This is a genomic window from Flagellimonas sp. CMM7 (assembly GCF_021390195.1).
Classification (GTDB): Bacteria; Bacteroidota; Bacteroidia; order Flavobacteriales; family Flavobacteriaceae; genus Flagellimonas.
In genome coordinates this window covers 3,541,771-3,563,587 of the sequence record NZ_CP090003.1, presented here as the reverse complement: position 1 = coordinate 3,563,587, position 21,817 = coordinate 3,541,771, and the positions used below count along the sequence as shown (strand labels likewise).

Here is a 21,817-nt window from a genome sequence, read left to right as displayed (position 1 = left end):
AACGAACAATCATGAAATTAAATCAAAAAATAGGTAGAACCGTCGGTTTTTTATTGCTGTTGATAATGGTATTGGGAATTCCTTCTGTAACACTAAGAGGATTGTCTACCTCTATGGTAGTATCTCCAACGTTTTTAAATGAAGTTTTTCAAAACGCCCTTCAAATGAGGATTGCCATTCTTTTGGATATACTAGCAAGTACACTTTGGCTAATAATAGCCATCATACTTTTCCCGACCATAAAAAAATATAAAAACAGTTTTGCTTTATGGTTTTTGGGGGTTTGGCTAGTACAATTCTCAGTTATTATATTCAGTAACATCAGTCATTTAAGCCTATTATCTTTAAGCAATGTGTTTGTGGCCACCGAGGGAACGGGTACTGAGTTTTTTTCCATTCTTGGACAATTAAAGATTGAGGAGTATTTCTGGGCCCATTTTATGAGTCTCATGCTCTACGCCGCTGCTGCTTTCTGCCTTTATTACTTTTTATTTCAAACAAGACTTGTCCCTCGATTTTTGTCGGTTTGGGGAATGGTAGCAATCTCTTTGGTCTTCATTGCAAGCTGGTTAAACATTTTTGATATTAATCCTAGCTTTTACCTCTATTCTCAAAATGGCATACATATGATTGCCTTTATAGGGTGGCTTATAGCCAAAGGTTTTAATACCGGCGAAACTATCTCTAAAACAAAATAGCCAACTTTTCATCAATTACAAAACGAACAATCATGATTACAAAAACAAATAGAATAGAGGTTGGTGCGCCAAAAAGAACATTACCATCCAGAATGTTGAATGCTTCTGCTCAGCTTTGGTTTATTATTGCAGTACTGGGTATGTGGGTTTTTGCCTTTTATGTTGCTTCCTTTTATGGAGGTGCTGCTATTAATGGAGACTTTATGAAATGGAACCGCGTGCTGCCACATGGATATGTTGAAGGGCAGACCATGGGTAACTTGGCTGTTGCAATTCATCTGCTATTAGCTGTTATTGTTATGGTGGGCGGGCCAATACAATTTGTTCCACAGTTTAGAAAATATGCTCCTACCTTTCATAGATGGAATGGTCGTTTTTATATTTCCGCGGCCTTTATAATAAGTTTAAGTGGTGTCTATATGGTAATTTCCAAAGGAACCATAAGCGGTCTTATTGGTGATATTAGTGTAAGTATTAACGGGGTTTTAATCATGAGTTTTGCATATTTGGCAATACGCAATGCTATTAAAAGAAATATAGCGGCGCACAGACGGTGGGCACTTAGATTGTTTCTTACAATGGCTGGGGTTTGGTTCTTTAGAATAGGGCTAATGTTTTGGTTATTTGTTAACAAGGGTCCTGTTGGTTTTGACCCGGAAACATTTAGGGGGCCATTCCTTGTTTTTTTGGGGTTTGGCCAATACGTAATCCCACTTGTTGTTCTTGAACTATATTTTCTTGTCCAAAAAAAGAAAAGCAAGACAGTCCAAACTTTAATGTCTTTTGGATTATTGTTACTTACAGGTGTAACAGCGGTTGGTATTTTTGCTGCTACAATGGGTATGTGGTTGCCTAGGATTGGTTAAAATCTTTATCGAATTCGAGTCAAAGAAAAATTCAATGTATTTTATCTAATATTTTGCACTTTACCACGCTAAACTAATGTCTTATAACAATGGTTTCCTACTTTTGTTATTAGTGGATTTAAGAGTAATATAATTTATGAAAAAGACTTTAATCAAAAGAGTTAGTGTATTAGTAGTTGTTTTGATTTCCATTATGTCTTGTAGTCCAGAGGATGGGGCTGATGGTACAAATGGAACCAACGGCACAAATGGTTCAAATGGTACAGATGGCTTAAACAGTTTAATCACAACGCTTATTGAACAACCTGGAAGTAACTGTTCGAATGGCGGATTCAGAATTGAGGCAGGTTTGGATTTAAATGACAATGGGATATTGGAAACTTCAGAAGTAGACACATCAGAATTCCTTTGTAATGCCGATGCTGCTGGACTCTCTTACTTATCATATGTTTCGTTGCTCAATCAGACCGGAACAAACGATCCGCAAAGTTCAGTACTAGAAAACACTCTTGGATTAAATATTGTTTGGACAAGAGAATCTCAAGGAAAATACATTGGCGCGTTGGATGGTACTATTGATATTGGAAAAACAGTAATTTTTTACACGACACCCACCACCCATACAGGAGTAAGAGGAGAAGTTGTAGGAAACAATCAGGTACGAATAGAATTACAAAATGGAATTAATGTGTTTGCAGATGATTTTAGCAATTTGTCATTTGAACTTAGGGAATACGAATAAGAATACTTTTCCGTTTGTATCAAATACCCATGATTCTTGTTTTGTTAGACCTAATAAATAATTTTTTGAATGTTCAGTAATGAAAAAAACAATCATATTTCCCTCATCCGTTTTCTTTCTCTTTAGTATTTTCACTTTTGGGCAAAACTCTTTCCCTGCTTCAGGTAACGTAGGCATTGGCACACTTACACCAGGGTATGATTTAGAAGTAATTGGTTCCATCAATGCAACCCAACTTCTTGTTAATGGAACTCCGATTGAAGGTCCAGTGTGGAGCTTAAATGGGAATGATTCGTTTTACAATGCGGGAAATGTGGGTATAGGAACCAACACCCCCGGTTTTACTTTGGATGTGAACGGATCACTTAACGCTAACAGTATTCTCTTAAATGGATCGGCTGTTCAAAGTTCCCAATGGACCACAACGGGAAACGATGTTTCTTATAGTTCTGGAAATGTGGGTATAGGTATAGCAACTGTCCCTGCAGGCTATGCATTAGCTGTAGTTGGAAGCGTAATTACTGAGGGAGTCACGGTGAAACTACAAAGTGATGGATGGCCAGATTTTGTATTTAAAGACGACTATCTGCTACCAAGTCTAGAGAGTATTGAAGACTACATTCAAAACAATGGTCATCTTCCAAACATCCCTAGTGCTCTAGAAATTGGCAGGAACGGAATTCATTTGGGAGAAATGGATGCTCAATTACTCCAAAAAATAGAAGAGTTAACCCTTTATACCATTCAGCAGCAAAAGGAAATTGACAAACTTAAAAATGCTAACCAGGTCCTTACTGAACAAAACGAGTTAGTTAAGACACTTACCCAGCGAATAGAGAAGATGGAAAAATCTTTAAAGAAATAAGTTTAAGCGCGGACTTAACCATTAATTCAAGAGGGGTAAATATTTACTTACCCCTATTGAGCAGGTAAGATTTCAAACACTTCTAACTTTATCAACACCTTGTTTTTCAAAAGAAAAAAGCCATTCGATGGTTAATTTGATATGTTTACCTTTTCGATAACCGGTATACTTTCATGGCTTCTATTTCGTTATTTATCAGAAAATTAACCCCTAATGAAGAAGAAACTCTATTTTAAGTGTCTGCTTTTAACGCTCTTGATTTTTGCTTGTTCTACTGATAATATAGAGCCCTTGTTATCCGATGAAGAATCTTCTGAAGAAGAAGGTGAAAACAACCCAAATTCCGAGGATACTAGTAATGACTTTACAACTGACAGTTTCGACGGAACAGGGGATTTAGTGGATTACGTTGTTAACAATTCAAATGCCTTGCCATTAGTAAGTAGGGTAAATGGAAGGTATAGGGCTGAGGTAACCGATAATACAGATAACGTAACCCTACATTTTAATGATGAGCAAGGAAGATTGGATGCTAAATTGATGAGTTTTCCTTTTGAATTTATTGCAAGAAATATTGGTATAGGTACTTTGAATGATTCTCAAATTGCGCCAGATCCCATAAATTCTCTTTACATATTTTCAGGAGTACAAGTCCATGTGGAAACTCTGGATTCATTTAATTCGGCACATGTGGTGGTTGGTCACAGAGGCAATACTTATTTTACCATCGAAGGTAAAAACACCGTTGATGGTGACTCTTCTGTCAATGATATTGGTGCCAATACGGTTCCAGACGGTCGAGCGGATATTAGAATAGTTGGTAATGAAGAACAAACTATAACCGTATATTGGCAAACTCCAAACCTAGACTACGAAACAACAGCAGATAACTGGCAGCTCTATAATGAAACAGGAACACTACCTGGCACTGCACCCACTTTTGGAAGCAATGTATATGTAGGACTTATAACCTACGCATTTGGTTCAAATGGAATTCCTTTCGTTGGCACTTGTGATGCAGTCCAAATGACAGAACAGTAAACACCGTTACTTACTCAAATACATCTTTCTTCTGGAATATAAGTTGTAGAATTCATCGTCTTTTAGACTATCTATGAATAGGATGCTTTCTCCTGTACTTTTCATTTCTGGCCCAAGGTTCTTATTCACATTTGGAAATTTATTGAAAGAAAAAACGGGTTGTTTTATCGCATATCCATCCAAATGTGGCTTAAAGTCAAAATCCTTGATTTTTTTCTCTCCCAACATGACCTTTGTCGCAAAATTAACATAAGGTTCTCCATATGCCTTTGCAATAAACGGCACCGTACGAGAAGCCCTAGGGTTTGCTTCAATGATGTAAACCATATCATCTTTAATCGCAAATTGAATATTGATCAACCCAACAGTATTCAATTCCAAAGCAATTTTATGTGTATGGTCTTTGATCTGTTGCATTACAAACTCTCCCAGATTAAATGGTGGCAACGTGGCATTTGAGTCTCCAGAGTGTATTCCACACGGCTCAATATGCTCCATTATACCAATGATGTACACTTCTTCTCCATCACATATTGCATCCGCTTCCGCCTCGATAGCACCATCTAAATAATGATCTAGAAGTAATTTGTTGTTTGGGATTTTACCTAGTAAATCAATAACATGGGCTTCCAGCTCTTCTTTATTGATAACAATTTTCATTCCCTGACCTCCCAAAACATATGAAGGTCTTACCAATAGTGGAAAATTTAACTCATCTGCAAGTTCCAAAGCTTCATCGGCAGTTTCTGCAACACCAAATCTTGGATAAGGAATATTGTTTTTCTTTAATAGGGTTGAGAAACTTCCTCTATCCTCAGCTAAATCCAAAGATTTAAAGCTTGTTCCGATAATTTTAATCCCATGTTTTTCTAATTTTTCAGCAAGCTTCAAAGCAGTCTGCCCACCCAATTGAACAATTACACCCTCAGGTTTTTCATGTCGAATAATATCATAAATATGTTCCCAAAATACAGGTTCAAAATATAGTTTATCCGCAGTATCAAAATCAGTGGAAACAGTTTCTGGGTTACAGTTGATCATTATAGTCTCATAACCGCATTCCGCTGCAGCTAAAACCCCATGAACACAACAATAGTCAAACTCTATACCCTGTCCTATCCTATTGGGTCCAGAACCCAATACAACAATTTTCTTCTTATCTGTAACCTCACTGTCATTGGCAACATACTTTGTACCATCCGGAGTTTCTATTTCTTCCTCAAAAGTGGAATAATAATAAGGTGTCATGGCTTTAAATTCCGCGGCACAAGTGTCCACCAATTTATATACCCTATTGATTCCTAGATTTGTACGTTTGTTATGCACCTCACTTTCATAACAATCCAACATATGCGCTATTTGTCTGTCTGCAAAGCCTTTTTGTTTGGCTTCCAACAAAAGTGTCTTTGGTAGGCTTTCTATGGTATATTTTGAAATTTCCTGTTCAAGAAAATGTAGTTCTTCATATTGCTTTAAGAACCACATGTCAATTTTAGTGATCTCATGGATTCTTTTGAGTGAAATACCCAATTGAATAGCATCATAAACAACAAAAACCCTGTCCCAGCTTGGAACTTTTAATTTGTGTATTATTTTATCGTAATCCGTATACCCTTTTCCATCAGCACCCAGACCGTTACGCCTAATTTCCAATGATTGCGTGGCCTTATGCAAAGCTTCCTGAAAGGAACGACCAATACCCATAACTTCTCCCACTGATTTCATCTGAAGTCCTAAAGTCCTGTCAGAACCTTCAAATTTGTCAAAGTTCCACCTTGGAATCTTTACAATAACATAATCCAAAGTAGGTTCAAATAAAGCAGAGGTGGATTTGGTAATTTGGTTTTTCAATTCGTCCAAATTGTACCCTATGGCCAATTTGGCCGCAATTTTAGCGATGGGGTATCCCGTAGCTTTTGAAGCCAAAGCGGATGATCTAGAAACCCTTGGATTAATTTCAATGGCAATAATTTCTTCTTCTTCATCTGGGCTTACGGCAAACTGTACATTACAGCCACCGGCAAAATCACCAATACTGCGCATCATATGTATTGCCATATCTCGCATGCGCTGGTACGTGCGGTCTGAAAGTGTCATTGCTGGGGCAACTGTTATGGAATCCCCAGTATGGATTCCCATTGGGTCCATATTTTCTATGGCACAGATAATAACTACATTGTCATTTTTATCCCTAAGCAATTCCAATTCATATTCCTTCCACCCCATCAAAGCCTTGTCTATCATCACTTCATGAATGGGTGAAACCTCCAGCCCATGACTTAACAGGTCATCAAAATCTTCAGGCTCATACACAATGGACGCTCCTGCCCCACCAAGTGTGAATGAAGCTCTAATAACCAGTGGAAAACCAAATTCTTGTGCAATTTCTTTTCCTTTTAAAAATGAGGTTGCGGTAGCCTGCGGTGCCATGCCAACACCTATTTTAAGCATTAATTCGCGAAATTTTTCCCTATCCTCGGTTATATTAATCGCATCAATATCAACTCCAATAATTTCAACGCCAAAATCTTCCCAAATACCTTTCTCATCGGTTTCAATACATAAGTTTAGAGCTGTTTGCCCTCCCATAGTTGGCAAAACTGCATCAATGTTGGGGTGCTTCTTTAAAATCTCAATAATTGATTTTGTGGTCAACGGTTTTAGATACACATGATCAGCCATCGTTGGGTCTGTCATGATCGTAGCTGGATTGCTATTGATCAGGATCGTTTCAATTCCGTCTTCGCGAAGTGAACGAAGCGCTTGGGAACCAGCATAATCAAACTCACATGCCTGGCCGATGATAATAGGGCCAGAACCAATAATCAAAATGGATTTAAGATCGTCTCTTTTTGGCATTCTAAATAGGGTTACTCGTTGTTAAAAATTTAAAAATAAGTCAAAAAAAAGGTGCTAAACTTGAAAAGTAGCACCTTTAATTAAAAGTTATTGACAGTCATTATTTTTTATGTCTTGGCTCAGAGGAAACAGTCAGCTTTTTTCTTCCTTTTGCTCTCCTTCTTGCAAGAACCTTTCTACCATTGGCAGTCGCCATGCGTTCTCTAAAACCATGTTTATTTCTTCTCTTCCTTTTTGACGGCTGATACGTTCTTTTCATTTCTGAACTCTTTTAATGGATTTTTCTAGAAAGAAAATTAAAATCTTCTTCTAAAATTCTGGGCGCAAATATACGAAGAGTTTTTACTTTGACAAGTACTAAAAGAAAATATTTAAATTAGTTTTTAGTACTTTTGCCTCCTCTTAATTTAAGGTAAAATCACAATTAAAAATGTTCAACAAAAATATAAAACTTGTTATAGCCGTTCTAATCATTGCGTATGCAGTTTATCAATTTATTGAAGGCTATATAGGCAATGGTGTGGCTTTGATTTTTCTTTCTCTGGTCTTTATTTTCCTTTATTTTAGAAATGAACTGATTCTTCTGTCATTCTTAAGAATGCGTAAACAAGACATGGAAGGAACGCAGAAATGGTTGAGCAAAATAAAAAACCCTGAATCTGCCCTAATAAAAAAGCAACAGGGGTACTATAATTATTTACATGGTATTATTTATTCCCAAAAAAACCTAACGCAAGCGGAAAAGTATTTTAAAAAGGCGTTGAAATTAGGTTTGACCATGGATTATGATGTGGCTATGGCTAAATTGAGTCTTGCAGGAATCTCTATGCAAAAACGCAGAAAGAGGGAAGCTACCCAGCTCTTACAGGAAGCAAAAAAGTTGGATAAAAACAACATGCTTACTGAACAGATCAAGATGATGCAACAGCAGATGAAGAAAATTTAAGCTTTTACGCGCTTCTTTTCATTATCACTTCTTTATTAGATATTAATTATACCATACATCAAATTGATGGATATGCCCATCAAGTCAACCTGGCATTTCAAAATAAAATCCATTAACTTCACTTATCAGTTGCTAAAGAATCATTAAAACAATTTTTAGCTTATCGTTGGCAATAATTAATAAAACTAAACTTGCACCGCAAAGAATCGCACATATTAATACTTAAAAACATTGCCAGGTTTATTGATTTAACGGAGCTGGAACAGCAAAAATACCTCTCATTACTTACTGAAATAAAAGTCAAAAAAAAGGCATTTTTAATGCAAGCCGGTGATATAACATCGTATGAGTATTTTATCACTAGAGGCTGTTTAAAAGTGTATACGCTTGACGAGGATGGCGCATCACACATCTCCATGTTTGCTGTAGAAGATTATTGGACTGGTGATTTGGCGAGCTTTATGACTAAAGAACCTACACACTATTTTATTAAGGCTACTGAAGATTCTGAATTGTTAGGTATTTCAAGAGCAAATTATGAATTGCTTTTTCAAGAGATACCAAAGTTTGAACGCTTTTATCGTATTCTATATCAAAGATCTTTAATTAGCTATATAAGACGCTCAAATCACGGTATTTCTTTAACTGCAGAGGAGAGATATATCGAATTCAAAAAGAAATATCCAAAAATTGTTAATAGAATTACTCAAAAAGACCTTGCAGGTTACATTGGCATTACGCCAGAATTTATGAGTAAGATCATTACAGAAGTCAACCGTAGGTAAAAGTCTTAAACTAGTTCATTTTTTTTCATGTGTTCCCGTCGGAATTTTGAAGCATGAAAAGAATAATCATCTTCAGTTCTTATTTAATCATTGGATTTATAAATCCTTTACAAGCACAGTTTACGCAAGTAGAGTTGTTCTCAGGATTTGATAAAACTGACTTTACTTTATTCTCTAACTATCACATAAATAAAAGCCAAACACTAAACCTAAATACCCTGACTTTCTTCCAAAAGTTTAAAAAGGAAAACCAAGAATTTGATGAGATTGGTATACAACCCACCTTGTTTTGGAATATTACCAAAAATATTGCCTTGGGTACTTCCATATACTATAACAGCTTTGCTGGCTTTTCTGAGCGGTTATCAGCAAAGTACACATTCAAAAGTTCACGCCTAATCTTCGTATTAATACCAACAGTTGCATACTCTGAGCAAACTGATGCTAGCTACGCAGAAGTATTTGTACAAATTCAATATAACAAACCTCTAAACGACAACATATCACTCTGGTTAAACGGCCAGTTATTAACCATTTGGAATGAATTTTACCAGCATTCAAGAAGCTTTCAACAATTGAGAGTTGGAGTTTCTATTTATCAACATCAGGTTGGTCTAGGTATAGATTTTGATCAGTTTGGACCTCAACCTATCGAAAAAATAGCTTTCGGAATCTATTATCGTAAAACTCTATAAACAATTTTAAATCTTAAACATTATGAAAAATTCAGTAAAAGAAATTTTAAAAACAAATCCAAATATTGGGTTTAGTATCGCACGATGGACGCTAGGCTTGGTCATCTTTCCACATGGAGCACAGAAATTATTAGGACTCTTTGGTGGTTATGGCTATTCCTCAACAATGGACGTATTGACTACCCAAATAGGTTTACCCGCTATTGTTGCCTTCTCAGTAATAATAATTGAGTTTTTCGGCTCTATTTCATTAGTTTTTGGATTCTTCTCCAGATTTTGGGCCTTATCACTTGCGGGCATGTTTACAGGGATCATTATCACTACACAACTTGAACACGGTTTTTTTATGAATTGGTATGGAAATCAAGCAGGTGAAGGTTACGAATTCTCGCTTCTAGTTATTGGTCTTGCATTAAGTATTGTAGTTAATGGAAGCGGCAAATGGTCGATACACGGTTTAATCTCAAAAAACAAATAACATGAAAAAAATCATCACAATAGCAGGAACTAATAGTCAGAACTCTATTAACAAAAGGTTGCTATCCTACACTTCTGGTTTGTTGGAAAATGTAGAACTAATTTATATCGACTTAAACGATTATGTGCTGCCTATTTACGGAGTTGATTTTGAAGAAGAAAATGGCATTCCAACAGCTGTTAAAAGACTCAATGAATTATTTGATAAAGCCGATGGATTTATAATTGCATTAGCAGAACACAATGGAACCTATACAGCGGTATTTAAAAACATATTAGACTGGTTGTCTCGCGCGAATATGAAAGTATGGCGAGAGAAACCCGCACTCTTAATGGCAACCTCACCTGGTGGTCGTGGTGGCGCCACTGTATTACAGGGTGCTGTTAACTACTTTCCTTTCTTAGGTGCTAATGTCGTTGGGAATTTTTCCTTGCCTAGTTTCTTTGACAATTTCTCTGAGGAAGGTATTTCTAATGAGAACTTAAAAGAAGAATTAGCTCAAAAAATTCAGGGTTTCGAACTGCAATTGAGTAAAAATCAAAAACAGAATAATTAGAAACTTTAAAACTTTAAAAATATGAATTCACAAAACATTTTAGTAATAGGAGGAACAGGTAAAACAGGCCGTCGAGTAGCCAAAAAATTAACACAGCTAGGACACAACGTACGTGTTGTGGGAAGAAGAACAGAACCAGCTTTTGATTGGGAAAACCAAGACACCTATGCAGGCGCATTAAAGGATATTTACAGAGCATATATTGTTTACTATCCGGATTTGGCTGTTCCTGGATCTAGAGATGCAGTTACAACACTTACTAAAAAAGCGTTAGAAGCGGGATTGGAGAAAGTTGTATTGCTTTCTGGCAAAGGAGAAACTGAAGCCGAAGCTTGTGAGGATATCGTTGCCAATTCAGGCTTAAATTACACCTTGGTTAGAGCTTCGTGGTTTAATCAAAACTTTAGTGAAGGGGCATTTTTAGATTTTGTATTAGATGGTGTAGTTGCACTGCCAATGCCAGAGGCGGAAATTCCATTTGTGGACGCAGATGATATTGCCGATGTAGTGTCTAAAGTACTAATCGATGATTCGTATAATGGAAAGACCATAACTGTTACTGGACCACAAAAAAGAACATTTAAAGAAGTGGTTGAAATTATGGCTGAAGCGTCAATAAAAACGATTCAATTTATACCCATTTCTGTTGACGAATTCAAAGATGGAATGCGAAAGGCAGGATTGCCAGATTCTTATGTGTGGCTCTTTGGGTATTTATTCCAGGAAGTATTAGGAAACCCGGATAACCAAGAAGTTTCTGATGATGTGGCTAAAGTGTTAGGTAGACCAGCTAAGGATTTTGAAACTTATGCTAAAGAAACTGCTGCAACAGGGATTTGGCATCAAGTGAGCGTCTAATAACTATTGCCAACAACTTGTATAAGTAATAGCGGTTTAGGTGAAAACTTAAACCGTTTTTCTTTTATTTAAGGTATATTGTTATCCCGAAAGCAGTTGCATAAAATCCACTACAACTCATACACGAGACCGATAAGTGAAATCTCAAAAAAATTGTGTTTTAAAATATAATTGTCTGATAAAACTATTGACCTGCGCTAGTGTTGCGGTAATACCCTTTATTAGGAATTTCAATCACATACTTTTTACCAGAAGCATTGTTCAAATGCGGTTCGCGCAACCAAGGATTGTGCCTCTTCAAGATTTTGTAATTGATTTCATATTCCTTGGCAAAATCCGCCCAACTGGCAACTGGTTTGTCAATTTCAACCGTAAATGTGGGCACTGCTTTATAGAAGTCATCTTTCTCCACATCAAAACCATACTTATCGGGATTAGAAAGGATTTCCTTAAGTGCCAAAATCCTAAAAACATAACGCCCTGTTTCCTGACCTAACAGAAGATCATAGTAGTTATCCACTTTTTGAATGTTCATATATTTTCTAACCCCACCCGGACCTGCATTGTATGTTGCAGCAGTGAGGGTCCATGTACCAAAACGTTTTTTCCATTTGTTGATATAGTCACAAGCTGCTTGTGTAGACTTTCTAATATGATACCGCTCATCAACATTGGCATTTACCTCTAATCCATATTCTTTGCCGGTTGCTCTCATAAAGTGCCACATTCCCGCGGCACCTTTGGGTGAGGCAACATCAATCAGCGCACTTTCTGCAACGGCCAAGTATTTAAAATCGTCCGGGACTCCATTTTTTGCTAGAATTGGTTCTATAATGGGGAAATATTTATTGGCACGTTTCATTAACAGCAACGCATTGGATTGCCAATAGGTATTCACCAAAAACTCCCGATCTACTCTCTCCATAACTTCCGGGTCTTCAAAAGGTACCGGCTCCCCTGCAAAATTTAAATCTTCTGGAATTTCAATTGCGCTTATTTTATACCCGTCCGAGATATTTTTTTCAACATCGGCAACTTCCGTCTTTTCCATTTTATCTTCTGGAGCAGATTGTACGGCGAAAATAAGACTGCCAACAACCACGACTAATCCTATAACTGCTAATATATTTTTTATGTGTTTCATGCTATCCCTTCTATATGTATGTTATGTAAAGATACTATATAGAACTACCTTCTTCTAAAATAATTGCCGACAGGTTCTCATTAAACCACTTTGCCCTGTGAATTATCATGGCATGGGTTCCATTTTTAACAGGAATACAATCTTTAATGTTCGCTATTGGAAATACAGCATCTTTTTCACCTTGAATATGAACAAGGTTTTTTGGAGGAATGGTTTGCTCCCAGCTTACAATATTGTCAATGGCCCAATCTATATACTGTTTATCTCTGACGGACAGGTATTTTTCATAAAGTTCTAAACGCTTGGTAACCGTTTCGCCAAAAGCATATTTGGCCAATAGTTCCACATTGTTTACCAAGCCTGTAGGTAACAATTTATGCACCTTGGTATACTTGGCAAAAATCATCCTCTTGGGTAGTTCACTGCTCTTTTTAACACACGAGACCGCTATAATTTTAGACACCTTCCTGTGCTTTGCAATCTCTTGGGCCAAAAGACCTCCAAATGACACTCCGAGCAATACTGGGTTTTCATGAACGATGTTCAAGGCCATTTCTTTGGCATATGCTTCAAAGGGCATTCCTTTTTTGGGAATGAACCATTCTAATTTATGGGTTTCAAAAATTTCAGAAGGCAATTTTATTCCATCAAATATGGATGAGTTGGCAGCCATTCCTGGTATAAGGTATACATGTATTTTGTTGTCGGGCATTTCTCACCGAATATCGATTAGGCTAGGAAATTAGCAAATTTTTGACTAATTTTGTGTCCCTTTTGCAATTAGCCCCACTTAATATTACATATGCATCTTAAATGGGAACAATAGAATTACCACTTCGGTAATTAGACAATGTCAATTTTAAAATAATTCTATATGACAGAAATGGAAGTTAATGACAATAGTTTCTTGCGCCAATTTGAAACTAAGTTGAATGGGCATTTAGCTAAAATTGAGTACTCTTCACAAGAACGCAAAGTATTTTTGACCAAACTTGTAATTCCTGAAGAAATTACACAAGAAGGCTTTAAAGAAACTTTTATCAAAGCCGTTTTACATCAAATACAAGAGAAAAACTTGAGGGTTGTTCCTACTAGCCCACACATTGCAGGTTTTTTAAGAAAGAACAGACAGTATAAAGAGATGCTTCCTGTTGGAATACGCATCTAATTAAAAAAGTAAGATTTATAAAAACCTCTCAACCGAGAGGTTTTTTTTATGCCAAAATTTTATCTGAAACAAATTCAAAACGCACCAATCCATCTTCATCTATCTTGGTGAGTTCCACTTCATGCAGTGTATTGATCAATTCTGGATTCCACGGTGCCTTTACTTTCACATAATTCTCTGTAAAACCGTGAATGTAACCTGACTTGTTTTCGCCTTCAAACAAAACAGTGCGCACACTCCCAATTTGACTCTCATAAAAAGCTCTTCGCTTTTTTGCCGAAAGTCCACGCAGCATTTTACTTCGTTTGCTTCTGATATTTTTTGGAACCACGTTTTCCATTTCTGCTGCTAACGTATTATCTCTTTCAGAATAGGTGAAGACATGTAAATAGGAAATATCCAGCTCATTTAGAAAATGATAGGTTTCCAAGAAATGCTCATCTGTTTCCCCTGGAAAACCAACAATAACATCTACTCCAATGCAAGCATGTGGCATAGTCCGCTTAATTCTACTTACCCTATCAATATATAGATTGGATAGGTACCTACGCCTCATCAACTTCAAAACATCATCACTACCGCTCTGCAAGGGAATATGAAAATGGGGTACAAAAGAATTGCTTTTGGAAACAAAATCTATTGTTTCATTTTTTAAAAGATTGGGTTCAATTGATGATATTCTTAAACGATGAATTCCTTCTATTTCATCCAAAGCCTTTACCAAATCCAAGAAGGTATGCTCGTGTTTTTTGTTCCCAAACTCTCCCTTACCATAGTCTCCAATATTAACCCCGGTAAGTACAATTTCTTTAATGCCCTTAGTAGCTATTTCAGTAGCATTCTGTAATACATTCTGTAAAGTATCGCTACGAGAAATACCTCTGGCCAAAGGGATAGTGCAATAGGTACATTTATAGTCGCAACCATCTTGAACTTTTAAAAAGGCCCTGGTTCTGTCTCCAATGGCATAACTGCCTACATAAAAATCAGCATCTTCTATCTCGCAGGAATGAACCTCTCCCCTATCATTTTTAGTAAGATCGTTAAGATAGTCGGTAATCTTAAATTTTTCTGTTGCTCCAAGCACTAAATCCACACCATCCACCGCAGCCAATTGCTCTGGCTTTAGTTGCGCATAGCAACCAACAGCAGCTGTAAAGGCATCTGAGTTGCTTTTTTGAGCTTGTTTTACAATTGTTTTAAAACGTTTATCGGCATTTTCAGTAACAGAACATGTATTGATTACGTAGATATCCGCCTTTTCTGAAAAGTCTACCCTATCAAAACCTTCCCCTTCAAAACTTCTTGCAATGGTAGAGGTCTCGGAGAAATTTAGTTTACAACCAAGTGTGTAAAAGGCGACTTTTTTGTTCATGAGTAAACCCTTGATTTTAAGGGCTGCAAAGGTACTAAATTGATTTGATTTTTGGTTATTGGTCTATGTAACTTGCCCGTGCCGAACTTGTCTTAGTGTTAAATCGATACCATATCTTAAACATTAAAAATATAATTAGGCAACTACTCTAAAATGTGCCCCACGGATTGGTTCATGATAGTTCCAGTCATATGGCTTGCTAGTTCAGATGCTGCTAAAACTACAACGTTTGCCGTATTTTCTGTGGAAGGAAGTTTTTTCATGGCCGTTTTGTTTTCTACTATAAATTGCTGCATTTCATCTCTGCTCATTCCCATGTTTAAACCCATAGTAGTAAAAGTGTAATCAATTGTAGGGGAGTCTGGCATGGCTTCCGTTCTTACGCCAATTACCCTTACTCCTTCTGGTCCCCATTCGTTAGCCAGACTTTTCAACAAACCTTCCGTAGCGGCATGGGATGCTGTTAAGGCAGGACTCCATGGAGAGCCTACTTTAGCTAAAGTAGAAGTGATGAAAATGATAACTCCTTGCCCTTGTTTGGACATTATTGGGTAAGCAGCTTTTGCAGTAAGAAATTGGCAGGCTGTTGTAGATTTCAAAGGCATCATAAACTGCTCTAAAGATACTTCCATTGCAGGCTTGCCATGATTGTATTCAGCAGGGTTTGAAGCACTTAAGTTAATGACAATATCAACATTTATATCTTCCTTTTTAAACCAGTCAAAATACTGTAAAACAGCTTCCTCGTCCAAAGTATCTAACTTTCGCACTTGGCCCAATTCCGATTCTTCTGCAATACCATTTACATTAATGTCCGACATATAAATAGTGGCTCCTTGCATTTTTAATGCTTTTGACACTTGTAGTCCCGTAGCTCCCTTAGCTCCAAAAACAAGTGCATTCTTATTCTTTAATAATTGATTATCCATATAATTGAGTTTTGATTTTACTTTTTTAAATATTCTGGTGCTAAACTTATCCAACCTTGAGTAGTGTTTTCATATAGGCTTTTGTACTCTTCATAATCCTTAGAATTATAGAACTCTTGAGCCTTCTCAACAGATTCAAACTCTATAACTACGACCACCTCTAACGGATTGCCATGTAAGGTTTTAGATTTTGGTGTTGCCACTAAGAATTTCCCATTAAACTTTTCCAGTATTCCGTTTATCGTTTTTACAGGAGGAATATAATTCTCCTTATCTATTACGGTATAATTTTCAATCAGATACCCTCTGTTCATCAAAGTGAATTTTAATGTATATTTGACTAGTTGCAAAAAACAACTGCTCAAATATATTAAACTAATTTTATTTTGCAACTAGTTTTAATATAAAACTTAATATGAAAGAATTGAAATCATCATGCCCAATAAATCAATACCTTGAAGTGTTTGGGGACAAATGGACCTTGTTAATCATAAGGGATATTATGTTTGACGGGAAACGATACTTTAATGAGATAAGAGAATCTGATGAAAAAATTGCCAGCAATATTTTAACAGACAGGCTTAATAAACTAGAGGAGTCAGGAATTGTTATTAAAACAAAAGATGCTAAGCACAAACAAAAAAACATATACACATTAACCAAAGTAGGTATTGATTTAATGCCTATTATGATAGCAATGTCTGAGTGGAGTTTAAATCATAGAAAAGTTTCTGAAAAAGATAGAGCACACGTATCAGAACTTATAAAAGGGGGTGAAGATTTACAGGATAAAATGAGTAAAGCCCTTTTAAAAGAGTTTGAAGCTGTTTCCGAAAATTAAATTATATACTTAATAATTCCTCCACTTTTTGGTCAACTCAAATACGTGCTCTAAGATACGTGCCTCTTTATCGTCAAATTCAACCCCTCTACGTTCCATCATTACTGCTGCTGCCTCAAAGGCTTTTTTTGGCATGTAAGTACTAAAGCCAGAAGCTCCGCCCCAACTAAAGCTAGGAACAAAGTTTCTTGGAAATCCAGGAACATAAATATTAGCGTTTACGCCTATTACTGTTCCCGTATTGAACATGGTATTAATAGCTGTTTTACTATGATCACCCATCATTAGTCCACAAAACTGCAAGCCTGTATGATCAAATTTTTCTGTTGCATAGTTCCATAAACGCACCTTGGCATAATTGTTCTTTAAATTGGAGTTGTTAGAATCCGCGCCAATATTGCACCATTCACCCAATACTGCATTTCCTAGGTAACCATCATGCCCTTTGCTGGAGTATCCAAAAATAACAGAGTTGTTAACTTCACCACAAACCTTTCCGTAAGGCCCAATAGTGGTTGGTCCATACATTTTAGCACCCATTTTTACCACTGCATTATCACATAAAGCCAATGCACCGCGAACCATGCAACCCTCCCAAATCTCCGCATTTTTGCCAATGTAAATTGGTCCTTTGGTTGCATTTAGAATACTATGCTCCACTTTTGCTCCTTCTTCCAAAAAAATGTTTTCAGGACAGGTTAATCTATTGGTATCAGAAATTGGGGCACTTTTTCGGCCTTTCGTAATTAAATTAAAATCAGCTTGTAAAGCTTCTCCATTCTTAGAAAAGATATCCCAAGTATGGTCTACAGTGAGTATATCTCCTGCGTATTTTACAATGGTATATTCAGAAAAATCAACATCATCTTTTGGATTCTTGGTGTTATACGCTACTACTTTGTCCTCATGAAAAATTGCATCCCCTTCCTTTAAAGAACGTATGGTTTCCAAAAGTTGTGGGTTAGGCAAATAAGATGCGATAATAACAACGTTATCTGCGGCTTCCGTCATTGGATACTTCTCAGATAAATACTCCTCTGTCTTAAAACTAATTTCCGCATTCAGGTACTTTTCCCATTTTTCCTTAATGGTCAAGATTCCTATTCTAATTTCCGCGACAGGCCTGGTAAACGTAAAAGGAAGCAGTGATTTTCTTTGAGGTCCATCAGAAAGTATATAGTTCATGGTTGTAGTTTGAATGGTGTAAAAATAAAAAACGCCTCTGACAATTATCAGAGGCGTTCCATATTATTAAGAGAAATTGCTTATTCTTCGCTTTTATCCTCTTTGCTGAATTTCTTGTATTTGTTCTTGAACTTATCAATTCTACCAGCAGTATCGACCAATTTGGTTTTACCTGTGTAATATGGGTGAGAAGTTCTAGATATCTCCAATTTTACTAAAGGATACTCAACGCCATCAACAGTGATAGTCTCTTTAGCTTCCGCAGTAGATTTTGTAAGAAATACATCATCATTGGACATATCTTTAAAAGCTACCAATCTATAATTTTCTGGGTGTATACCTTTTCTCATCGTCTTAAAACTTAAATCTCAGAATTTTCGAGGTGCAAATTTAATAATTTCTTTGATAATTCCAACCTAATTATGGTGAAAAAGAAAAAATATACCTTTGAGTGTAACAAAACTTTTATGTTACTCACTAACAAGCTACAATCAACAATAAATTTTAAATAAAATGGAAGAAAATCAACCAAAAACGGGAAAATTTTCCCTTAACTATGGCCTAATACTGGGATTGGTATCAGTGGTATTTGGAATAATGCTATATACTCAAGACATGCACACTTCACAAAGTCCCGCACTTATGATCATTGGTATTGTACTTGCTGCAATCGTTACTTTTATTGGTATTTCTAACTTTAGAAAAGCCAATGAAGGTTTTTTGACCCTTAGCCAAGCTTTAAAAATTGGCGCTGGCATTGCATTAATATCTGCAATTATTGCAATAGTATACAATCTTGTCTTAGTAAACGCAATAGACCCAGATGCACCTTCCAAAATCATGGATGCACGCTTAGGTCCGGCGCTGGAAAGTGGGGAAATTACCCAAGAACAATTTAATGTACAAAAAGACCAGAGCTTAAAGTTCTGGTGGATGGGATATCCTGTTCTTTTGATATTAAACATCCTAATTGGACTTGTTTTAGGATTGATTAGTGGTTTAATTCTGAAAAAAGCCAAACCCGCATACTAAACAAAAAATACTATTTTTGAAGGGAATTCCAGAAATGAACAATGCAAATTTCCATTGTAATCCCTTTACTTAACGAACAAGAATCACTTATAGAACTCCATGATTGGATTGCAAAAGTTATGCAGTCCAATCATTTTTTATATGAGGTCATTTTTATTGATGATGGCAGCACTGACGGTTCTTGGAAAACCATTGAGGAACTTTCTGCAAAAAATAACCATATAAAAGGGATTCAATTTTTGAAAAATTTTGGAAAATCCCAAGCCCTGCATGCAGGTTTTAAAGCCGCTCAAGGTGATGTAGTCATTACCATGGATGCAGATTTACAAGATAACCCAGAAGAGATTCCAGAGTTGTATAAGTTAATTAAGGAAGATGGTAACCATGTTGTATCTGGATGGAAAAAGAAGCGTTATGATTCCATTATCACCAAAAACATGCCCTCAAAACTCTTCAACTGGGCAGCTAGAAGAACATCCGGTGTAAAACTGCACGATTTTAATTGTGGACTAAAGGCATTTAAAAATGATGTGGTAAAAAGCATTGAAGTTTCAGGAGATATGCATCGCTACATTCCAGTACTAGCTAAAAATGCTGGTTTTTCTAAAATCACAGAGAAAGTTGTGCAGCATCAAGCAAGAAAATATGGAACTACCAAATTTGGAGCTGAACGTTTCATTAATGGATTTCTAGATTTAATTACCATCTGGTTTGTTTCAAAATTTGGAAAACAACCTATGCACCTCTTTGGTGCCTTGGGCGTGCTTATGTTTATAGTTGGCCTTGGGTTCTCCATATATTTAGGTGTAGACAAATTATTTTTAAACCCCACCGGAAGATTGATTACACAACGTCCGCAATTCTATATTGCATTGACCGCCATGATAATTGGAACACAGTTCTTTTTAGCTGGTTTTTTAGGTGAGATTCTGGTACGCTCTAGAAAAAACGATACCCGCTACACTATCTCCAATAAAATTAATATTTAGCAGGCATCAAATACAGATTCTTCGTACTTTTAAAAGCATAAAACTTAGCTATATTATATGGATTCCATTCGCTCAACCGCACAGACTTGGCTAACCGATTTTTTCGATTCTGAGACCAAGAAAGAAATTCAAAACCTTATTGAAAACGATACAGAGGAACTAAAGGAACGATTCTACAAGGATTTAGAATTTGGTACTGGTGGAATGCGGGGTATGATGGGTGTTGGAACCAATAGGATCAACAAATATACGCTAGGAAAAAACACACAAGGCTTGGGTAATTATCTAAAAAGAACATACCCTACAGAGGAGGTCAAGGTTGTGATCGCATATGATTGCAGGCACAATTCAGATACCTTGGCAAGAACAGTTTCTGAAATCTTATCCGCAAACGGAATCAAGGTTTTCCTGTTTTCAGAATTACGAACCACTCCAGAACTTTCATTTGCAGTAAAGCATTTGAATTGTCACGCTGGGATTGTCTTGACTGCTTCTCATAATCCACCAGAATATAATGGATATAAAGTATATTGGACTGATGGCGGGCAAATAGTACCTCCTCAAGATGGTGAGATTATAGCTGAAATTAATTCGCTCTCTTTTGAGGACATCAATTTTGAAGCTAATGAAAGTCTTATCAAATTAATTGATAAAGACGTAGATGAAGCCTTTTTTAAAGCATCTGTAAGTAAAGGAAGTTTTAACGCTAAAGAGAAAGACAACTTCAAAATTGTCTTCACTTCACTTCATGGAACTTCTATAACAGCAATTCCAGAGGTTTTAAAACGTGCCGGTTATAAAAACGTGACTATTATTGAAGAACAGGCAACGCCAGATGGCAACTTCCCTACGGTAAAATCTCCCAACCCCGAAGAGCCTGAAGCGCTGGAAATGGCCATTAAAAAAGCGGAGGAAATTGGTGCAGACATGGTTGTGGGCACGGATCCTGATAGTGACCGATTAGGGATTGCCGTAAGAAATTTGGAGGGGAAAATAGAATTGCTCAATGGAAACCAGACCATGGTGTTGATGACCAAGTTCCTTTTGGATAAATACAAGGAAAACGGATTCAAGGGTAATGAATTCATTGCTACCACAATAGTTTCCACACCAATGATGGAACAAATGGCAAAAGCCTATGGAGTTGAGTTTAAAACTGCTTTGACAGGCTTTAAGTGGATAGGCAAAATGATCAAGGATTTTCCTGATTCAACTTTTATTGGAGGTGGAGAAGAGAGTTTTGGATATATGGTTGGTGATTTTGTGCGGGACAAAGATGCTGTAACCTCTACCCTATTGGCTTGTGAAATTGCTGCTGATGCCAAAGCGAACGGAAGTTCATTTTACAAGAATTTAATAGACGCCTATGTCGACTTTGGATTTTATAAAGAGAAATTGATTTCCTTGACCAAAAAAGGAATTAGCGGCGCAGAAGAGATCAAACAAATGTTAGTTGATTTTAAGGAAAACCCAGTTGAATCCGTTCAAGGTTCAAAAGTAATTTGGATAGAAGACTACAATACTTCAATTGCTAAAAACGTCCTTACTGGCGAAGAAAAGGCAATTAACTTGCCAAAATCCAATGTATTGATCTACGAAACTGAAGACGGCACCCGAATAGCTGCAAGACCCAGCGGTACCGAACCTAAGGTTAAGTTTTACATTAGCACAAATACCAAATTAGAAAAAGCGGAGGATTATAAATCCGTAAATTCGCAGCTGGATACCAAAATTGATGGTATTCTTTCCGAACTGAATTTATAGG

General features: G+C 36.6%; 25 protein-coding genes. 16 read left to right on the top strand and 9 right to left on the bottom strand.

The window, feature by feature from the left end; translation table 11 throughout:
* Positions 1-11 precede the first annotated feature (11 nt).
* The 5 genes from LV704_RS16015 (at position 12) to LV704_RS15995 (ending at position 4,212) form a co-directional block, all read left to right on the top strand.
* Positions 12-698 (top strand): DUF4386 domain-containing protein, encoded by a 687-nt coding sequence (locus LV704_RS16015; protein ID WP_163422749.1) that lies wholly within the window; start codon positions 12-14, stop codon positions 696-698.
* A gap of 32 nt (positions 699-730) precedes the next feature.
* The gene (locus LV704_RS16010; RefSeq protein WP_163422750.1) at positions 731-1,564 is read left to right on the top strand and encodes a DUF2306 domain-containing protein; all 834 of its coding nucleotides are present in this window, start codon (positions 731-733) and stop codon (positions 1,562-1,564) included.
* A 136-nt stretch (positions 1,565-1,700) separates the two neighbouring features.
* On the top strand, positions 1,701-2,306 hold the full coding sequence (locus LV704_RS16005) for a hypothetical protein (protein WP_163422751.1): 606 nt from the start codon (positions 1,701-1,703) through the stop codon (positions 2,304-2,306).
* A gap of 79 nt (positions 2,307-2,385) precedes the next feature.
* Positions 2,386-3,171: a TMF family protein gene (locus LV704_RS16000; protein ID WP_163422752.1), complete on the top strand. Its 786-nt coding sequence runs from the start codon at positions 2,386-2,388 to the stop codon at positions 3,169-3,171.
* A gap of 213 nt (positions 3,172-3,384) precedes the next feature.
* Positions 3,385-4,212: a hypothetical protein gene (locus LV704_RS15995; protein ID WP_163422753.1), complete on the top strand. Its 828-nt coding sequence runs from the start codon at positions 3,385-3,387 to the stop codon at positions 4,210-4,212.
* 6 nt (positions 4,213-4,218) lie between these two features.
* Here LV704_RS15995 and carB read toward each other — a convergent pair whose 3' ends face one another.
* On the bottom strand, positions 4,219-7,071 hold the full coding sequence (gene carB, locus LV704_RS15990; protein WP_163422754.1) for a carbamoyl-phosphate synthase large subunit: 2,853 nt from the start codon (positions 7,069-7,071) through the stop codon (positions 4,219-4,221).
* Between the two features lie 100 nt (positions 7,072-7,171).
* Positions 7,172-7,330 carry a 50S ribosomal protein L34 gene (gene rpmH / locus LV704_RS15985; RefSeq protein ID WP_082433296.1) on the bottom strand — a complete coding sequence of 53 codons (159 nt, stop codon included), beginning with the start codon at positions 7,328-7,330 and terminating at the stop codon, positions 7,172-7,174.
* Positions 7,331-7,501: 171 nt separating this feature from the next.
* Between rpmH and LV704_RS15980 the strand changes: the two genes are divergently transcribed.
* The 6 genes from LV704_RS15980 (at position 7,502) to LV704_RS15955 (ending at position 11,389) form a co-directional block, all read left to right on the top strand.
* Positions 7,502-8,017 carry a DUF2892 domain-containing protein gene (locus LV704_RS15980; RefSeq protein ID WP_163422755.1) on the top strand — a complete coding sequence of 172 codons (516 nt, stop codon included), beginning with the start codon at positions 7,502-7,504 and terminating at the stop codon, positions 8,015-8,017.
* Positions 8,018-8,208: 191 nt separating this feature from the next.
* Positions 8,209-8,802, top strand: a complete 594-nt coding sequence (locus LV704_RS15975; RefSeq protein WP_163422756.1) for a Crp/Fnr family transcriptional regulator — start codon at positions 8,209-8,211, stop codon at positions 8,800-8,802.
* Positions 8,803-8,855: 53 nt separating this feature from the next.
* Positions 8,856-9,497: a hypothetical protein gene (locus LV704_RS15970; RefSeq protein WP_163422757.1), complete on the top strand. Its 642-nt coding sequence runs from the start codon at positions 8,856-8,858 to the stop codon at positions 9,495-9,497.
* A 22-nt stretch (positions 9,498-9,519) separates the two neighbouring features.
* Complete coding sequence (locus LV704_RS15965) at positions 9,520-9,975, top strand: DoxX family protein (RefSeq protein WP_163422758.1); 456 nt, start codon at positions 9,520-9,522, stop codon at positions 9,973-9,975.
* A 1-nt stretch (position 9,976) separates the two neighbouring features.
* On the top strand, positions 9,977-10,531 hold the full coding sequence (locus tag LV704_RS15960; protein ID WP_163422759.1) for an NADPH-dependent FMN reductase: 555 nt from the start codon (positions 9,977-9,979) through the stop codon (positions 10,529-10,531).
* Positions 10,532-10,552: 21 nt separating this feature from the next.
* Positions 10,553-11,389, top strand: a complete 837-nt coding sequence (locus LV704_RS15955; RefSeq protein ID WP_163422760.1) for an NmrA family NAD(P)-binding protein — start codon at positions 10,553-10,555, stop codon at positions 11,387-11,389.
* Between the two features lie 184 nt (positions 11,390-11,573).
* Here the strand turns inward: LV704_RS15955 and LV704_RS15950 are convergent, their stop codons facing one another.
* A complete protein-coding gene (locus LV704_RS15950) occupies positions 11,574-12,533 on the bottom strand; it encodes a lytic transglycosylase domain-containing protein (RefSeq protein WP_163422761.1) in 960 nt (319 codons plus the stop codon).
* Positions 12,534-12,567: 34 nt separating this feature from the next.
* Positions 12,568-13,245, bottom strand: coding sequence for an alpha/beta fold hydrolase (locus LV704_RS15945; RefSeq protein WP_163422762.1), 678 nt, complete (start codon positions 13,243-13,245; stop codon positions 12,568-12,570).
* Positions 13,246-13,407: 162 nt separating this feature from the next.
* Between LV704_RS15945 and LV704_RS15940 the strand changes: the two genes are divergently transcribed.
* A complete protein-coding gene (locus tag LV704_RS15940; RefSeq protein WP_109662536.1) occupies positions 13,408-13,701 on the top strand; it encodes a GNAT family N-acetyltransferase in 294 nt (97 codons plus the stop codon).
* Between the two features lie 46 nt (positions 13,702-13,747).
* Here the strand turns inward: LV704_RS15940 and mtaB are convergent, their stop codons facing one another.
* The 3 genes from mtaB to LV704_RS15925 all read right to left on the bottom strand — a co-directional run bounded on the left by mtaB (position 13,748) and on the right by LV704_RS15925 (position 16,319).
* Positions 13,748-15,076 (bottom strand): tRNA (N(6)-L-threonylcarbamoyladenosine(37)-C(2))-methylthiotransferase MtaB, encoded by a 1,329-nt coding sequence (mtaB, locus tag LV704_RS15935; protein WP_163422763.1) that lies wholly within the window; start codon positions 15,074-15,076, stop codon positions 13,748-13,750.
* 143 nt (positions 15,077-15,219) lie between these two features.
* Positions 15,220-16,005 (bottom strand): SDR family NAD(P)-dependent oxidoreductase, encoded by a 786-nt coding sequence (locus tag LV704_RS15930; RefSeq protein WP_163422764.1) that lies wholly within the window; start codon positions 16,003-16,005, stop codon positions 15,220-15,222.
* Between the two features lie 17 nt (positions 16,006-16,022).
* The gene (locus LV704_RS15925) at positions 16,023-16,319 is read right to left on the bottom strand and encodes a DUF1330 domain-containing protein (RefSeq protein ID WP_163422765.1); all 297 of its coding nucleotides are present in this window, start codon (positions 16,317-16,319) and stop codon (positions 16,023-16,025) included.
* Between the two features lie 101 nt (positions 16,320-16,420).
* Here LV704_RS15925 and LV704_RS15920 point away from each other — a divergent pair, with 101 nt between their 5' ends.
* Complete coding sequence (locus tag LV704_RS15920; RefSeq protein ID WP_163422766.1) at positions 16,421-16,846, top strand: helix-turn-helix domain-containing protein; 426 nt, start codon at positions 16,421-16,423, stop codon at positions 16,844-16,846.
* Positions 16,847-16,855: 9 nt separating this feature from the next.
* Here the strand turns inward: LV704_RS15920 and LV704_RS15915 are convergent, their stop codons facing one another.
* The gene (locus LV704_RS15915) at positions 16,856-18,031 is read right to left on the bottom strand and encodes a GlmU family protein (RefSeq protein WP_163422767.1); all 1,176 of its coding nucleotides are present in this window, start codon (positions 18,029-18,031) and stop codon (positions 16,856-16,858) included.
* Positions 18,032-18,111: 80 nt separating this feature from the next.
* Positions 18,112-18,381 carry a type B 50S ribosomal protein L31 gene (locus LV704_RS15910; protein ID WP_163422768.1) on the bottom strand — a complete coding sequence of 90 codons (270 nt, stop codon included), beginning with the start codon at positions 18,379-18,381 and terminating at the stop codon, positions 18,112-18,114.
* Between the two features lie 163 nt (positions 18,382-18,544).
* Here LV704_RS15910 and LV704_RS15905 point away from each other — a divergent pair, with 163 nt between their 5' ends.
* The 3 genes from LV704_RS15905 to LV704_RS15895 are packed head-to-tail and all read left to right on the top strand — an operon-like array spanning position 18,545 to position 21,816.
* A complete protein-coding gene (locus LV704_RS15905) occupies positions 18,545-19,063 on the top strand; it encodes a DUF4199 domain-containing protein (RefSeq protein WP_163422769.1) in 519 nt (172 codons plus the stop codon).
* A gap of 41 nt (positions 19,064-19,104) precedes the next feature.
* Complete coding sequence (locus LV704_RS15900) at positions 19,105-20,052, top strand: glycosyltransferase family 2 protein (protein ID WP_163422770.1); 948 nt, start codon at positions 19,105-19,107, stop codon at positions 20,050-20,052.
* 57 nt (positions 20,053-20,109) lie between these two features.
* On the top strand, positions 20,110-21,816 hold the full coding sequence (locus tag LV704_RS15895) for a phospho-sugar mutase (RefSeq protein WP_163422771.1): 1,707 nt from the start codon (positions 20,110-20,112) through the stop codon (positions 21,814-21,816).
* Position 21,817 lies beyond the last annotated feature (1 nt).

Excerpts from the sequence above, each read along its gene's own strand:
- LV704_RS15970 (WP_163422757.1), top strand. The coding sequence starts at position 8,856 with ATGAAAAGAATAATCATCTTCAGTTCTTATTTAATCATTGGATTTATA.
- LV704_RS15925 (WP_163422765.1), bottom strand. The coding sequence starts at position 16,319 with ATGAACAGAGGGTATCTGATTGAAAATTATACCGTAATAGATAAGGAG.
- carB (WP_163422754.1), bottom strand. The coding sequence starts at position 7,071 with ATGCCAAAAAGAGACGATCTTAAATCCATTTTGATTATTGGTTCTGGC.
- LV704_RS15905 (WP_163422769.1), top strand. The coding sequence starts at position 18,545 with ATGGAAGAAAATCAACCAAAAACGGGAAAATTTTCCCTTAACTATGGC.
- LV704_RS15950 (WP_163422761.1), bottom strand. The coding sequence starts at position 12,533 with ATGAAACACATAAAAAATATATTAGCAGTTATAGGATTAGTCGTGGTT.
- LV704_RS15910 (WP_163422768.1), bottom strand. The coding sequence starts at position 18,381 with ATGAGAAAAGGTATACACCCAGAAAATTATAGATTGGTAGCTTTTAAA.
- LV704_RS16015 (WP_163422749.1), top strand. The coding sequence starts at position 12 with ATGAAATTAAATCAAAAAATAGGTAGAACCGTCGGTTTTTTATTGCTG.
- LV704_RS15895 (WP_163422771.1), top strand. The coding sequence starts at position 20,110 with ATGGATTCCATTCGCTCAACCGCACAGACTTGGCTAACCGATTTTTTC.
- LV704_RS15940 (WP_109662536.1), top strand. The coding sequence starts at position 13,408 with ATGACAGAAATGGAAGTTAATGACAATAGTTTCTTGCGCCAATTTGAA.
- LV704_RS15980 (WP_163422755.1), top strand. The coding sequence starts at position 7,502 with ATGTTCAACAAAAATATAAAACTTGTTATAGCCGTTCTAATCATTGCG.
- LV704_RS15945 (WP_163422762.1), bottom strand. The coding sequence starts at position 13,245 with ATGCCCGACAACAAAATACATGTATACCTTATACCAGGAATGGCTGCC.
- LV704_RS15900 (WP_163422770.1), top strand. The coding sequence starts at position 19,105 with ATGCAAATTTCCATTGTAATCCCTTTACTTAACGAACAAGAATCACTT.
- LV704_RS15960 (WP_163422759.1), top strand. The coding sequence starts at position 9,977 with ATGAAAAAAATCATCACAATAGCAGGAACTAATAGTCAGAACTCTATT.
- LV704_RS16000 (WP_163422752.1), top strand. The coding sequence starts at position 2,386 with ATGAAAAAAACAATCATATTTCCCTCATCCGTTTTCTTTCTCTTTAGT.
- LV704_RS16010 (WP_163422750.1), top strand. The coding sequence starts at position 731 with ATGATTACAAAAACAAATAGAATAGAGGTTGGTGCGCCAAAAAGAACA.
- LV704_RS15955 (WP_163422760.1), top strand. The coding sequence starts at position 10,553 with ATGAATTCACAAAACATTTTAGTAATAGGAGGAACAGGTAAAACAGGC.
- mtaB (WP_163422763.1), bottom strand. The coding sequence starts at position 15,076 with ATGAACAAAAAAGTCGCCTTTTACACACTTGGTTGTAAACTAAATTTC.
- LV704_RS15965 (WP_163422758.1), top strand. The coding sequence starts at position 9,520 with ATGAAAAATTCAGTAAAAGAAATTTTAAAAACAAATCCAAATATTGGG.
- LV704_RS15915 (WP_163422767.1), bottom strand. The coding sequence starts at position 18,031 with ATGAACTATATACTTTCTGATGGACCTCAAAGAAAATCACTGCTTCCT.
- LV704_RS16005 (WP_163422751.1), top strand. The coding sequence starts at position 1,701 with ATGAAAAAGACTTTAATCAAAAGAGTTAGTGTATTAGTAGTTGTTTTG.
- rpmH (WP_082433296.1), bottom strand. The coding sequence starts at position 7,330 with ATGAAAAGAACGTATCAGCCGTCAAAAAGGAAGAGAAGAAATAAACAT.
- LV704_RS15930 (WP_163422764.1), bottom strand. The coding sequence starts at position 16,005 with ATGGATAATCAATTATTAAAGAATAAGAATGCACTTGTTTTTGGAGCT.
- LV704_RS15920 (WP_163422766.1), top strand. The coding sequence starts at position 16,421 with ATGAAAGAATTGAAATCATCATGCCCAATAAATCAATACCTTGAAGTG.
- LV704_RS15995 (WP_163422753.1), top strand. The coding sequence starts at position 3,385 with ATGAAGAAGAAACTCTATTTTAAGTGTCTGCTTTTAACGCTCTTGATT.